At 76.7% G+C, this 2,191-nt stretch carries 2 protein-coding genes; one reads left to right on the forward strand and one right to left on the reverse strand.

Annotation, left to right across the window (positions count from 1 at the left end):
* Window positions 1-29 precede the first annotated feature (29 nt).
* Window positions 30-944, reverse strand: coding sequence for a trypsin-like serine peptidase (locus tag ACTUAL_RS11840; protein WP_440900274.1), 915 nt, complete (start codon window positions 942-944; stop codon window positions 30-32).
* A gap of 244 nt (window positions 945-1,188) precedes the next feature.
* Between ACTUAL_RS11840 and ACTUAL_RS11845 the strand changes: the two genes are divergently transcribed.
* Window positions 1,189-2,088, forward strand: coding sequence for an alpha/beta fold hydrolase (locus ACTUAL_RS11845; RefSeq protein WP_440900275.1), 900 nt, complete (start codon window positions 1,189-1,191; stop codon window positions 2,086-2,088).
* The last annotated feature ends 103 nt before the right edge of the window (window positions 2,089-2,191 follow it).

Below are 2,191 nucleotides of genomic sequence, written 5' to 3' on the forward strand. Positions count from 1 at the left end.
GACCTCCGCGGGCCCGGCCCCCGATCCGCTCACGGTCGTGAGATCCAGTAGTCGACGAACGACATCACGTCGGGGCGCAGCCGGGTGCCGCTGTTGGCCGGGGTGCCGCCCGCGACGCCGTTGGTGTGGATGGCGGTCACGCACCAGCCCGCGCACAGGCCCGGCGTGGTCGAGTTGTAGTGGTAGACCGGCGAGCCGCTCTGGCCGCGCGCCGTGTCGATCCAGTACCAGAGCTTGTTCGCGGTCTGCGAGTACGCGCTGTCGCCGTCCCACCACATCGTGCCGAACGGCTTGTCGCCGGGGTAGCCCTCCGCGTAGAGGTGCTGCCCGACGAGGTTCTCGCCGGTGCTGTACCACCAGCCGAACCAGCCGGTGCGGTAGCCGAGGTCGCAGGTCAGCTTGACCAGGCCGTAGTCGTGGTCGCTCGGGTAGCCGTTGATCCACGCGCTGGTGGTCCACACGTCGGCGATGCCGCCCCCGCAGCTGCCGAACGGCGCGGAACCGCCGGTGCGGCCGGGGGTGACCCGGTAGGAGGTGACCCAGCTGCCGCCGGAGTGCACGCAGTGGCCCGCCGTCACCAGGACGTCGCGGCTGAGCATGAACCCGGTGCAGCCGCCCCGGTTCGTCTCCAGGTGCGCGATGGCGCCCCAGGGGAAGGCGGACGGGGCGGACTCCGGGACGCGGCCGTCGGCGCCGATGACCGAGGCGGCGCCGAGGTCGGGGGAGGGCTTGCGGTCGGGGGTGGTCGTGGTGCCCGAGCTGCCCGCGGCGGCGGACCTCAGCGCGGAGGTGGCGGCGGCGGGCAGGGTGATGGTCCTGCCCTCGCCGTTCACCATGGTCAGCGCGTCGGGCGCGGCGGTCGCGGTCGTGGTGGCGAGCGCGGACGCCGCCAGCGCGAGCGCCAGCGCTCCGGCCAGTCTCCGGCGCGGTGTTCGGATCGACATGGGTCCTCCCCGTGGTCGTGCGGCCTGCCGCCGCTCGCACCGGTAGGGGGCGGCCGGACGGCTGCCGATACCGGGCGGGCGCGGGCGGGGGCGGATGCCGGCCGGAAGGGCGGGGTTCGCTGCCCGGAGGGGCGGTGGGGAGCCGCTGGACAGCGGTGATCCGCTTCCGCGCCGGACGAGCTGGCGGTACGGTGGCCGCATCGCCCGCACTGGGCCTGGTGTGCCGGGAAGCCTGGTCGGCGTCGTGACCCGCCGACGCCTGGAGCCGACCGTGCCGCACCCCACCTCCCCGATCCGCGTCGACCTGCCCACGGCGCTCGCGCGGCTGCCTGGCGGGGTCGTTGAGCACCGCTTCGACCGGCGCGGCGACGAGGTGGTCGTGGTCCTCCACGGCGGGCACCTGCGCGCCGGGCTCGCCCTGGGGGAGGACGCGCTGGCCGACGGGCGCTGCTCGGTGCTGGTCCCCTCGCGGCCCGGTTACGGGCGCACCCCGCTGTCGACGGGCGGCACGCCGGACGGGTTCGCCGACGTCGTCCGGGAGCTGTGCGAGCACCTGGGGATCACCCGGCTGGCCGCCGTCGTGGGCGTCTCCGCCGGGGGACCCACCGCGCTCGCGCTCGCCGCCCGACACCCCGACCTGGTGGCGCGCGTGGTGCTGTGGAGCGCGGTCGGCCCGCTGCCCTGGCCGGACCGGCGCACCCGCCTCGCCGCCCGCGCCGCCTTCTCGCCCGCCACCGAGCGCCCGGTCTGGGCGGCGCTGCGCCTGCTCCTGCGGATCCGGCCCGGTGCGGGGCTCCGGGTCCTGCTGGGCGACCTGTCCACCTCGCGGGCGCGCCTGGTCCTGGCCGCGCTGACCGCCGAGCAGCGCGCGGACCTGGTGGCGCTGCTGTCGCGGATGCGGTCGGGCTCCGGGTTCCGCAACGACCTGGCCGCGTTCCCCGACCGCGTTCCGCCGGTGGCGCAGCCCGCGCTCGTCGTCGCCACCCGCCGGGACGGCGCCGTCCCGTTCGCCCACGCCCAGGCGCTCACCGCCGCCCTGCCGCGAGCCGTGCTCGTGGAGAGCCTGGCCGACAGCCACTTCGTCTGGCTCGGGCCGGACTGGGGCGAGGTGGGCGCGGTTGTCCGGGAGTTCGTCCTCGGGTGAGGGCGGCGGCCGTCAGCGCGCGCCCCCCCGCCGTTCGGCCCCCGCGTGCGCCACGCGGTGGTGGTCCCCGGGGGTAAGGGGCGACCACAGCTGCCCCGTGTCG

Source organism: Actinosynnema sp. (assembly GCF_052038725.1).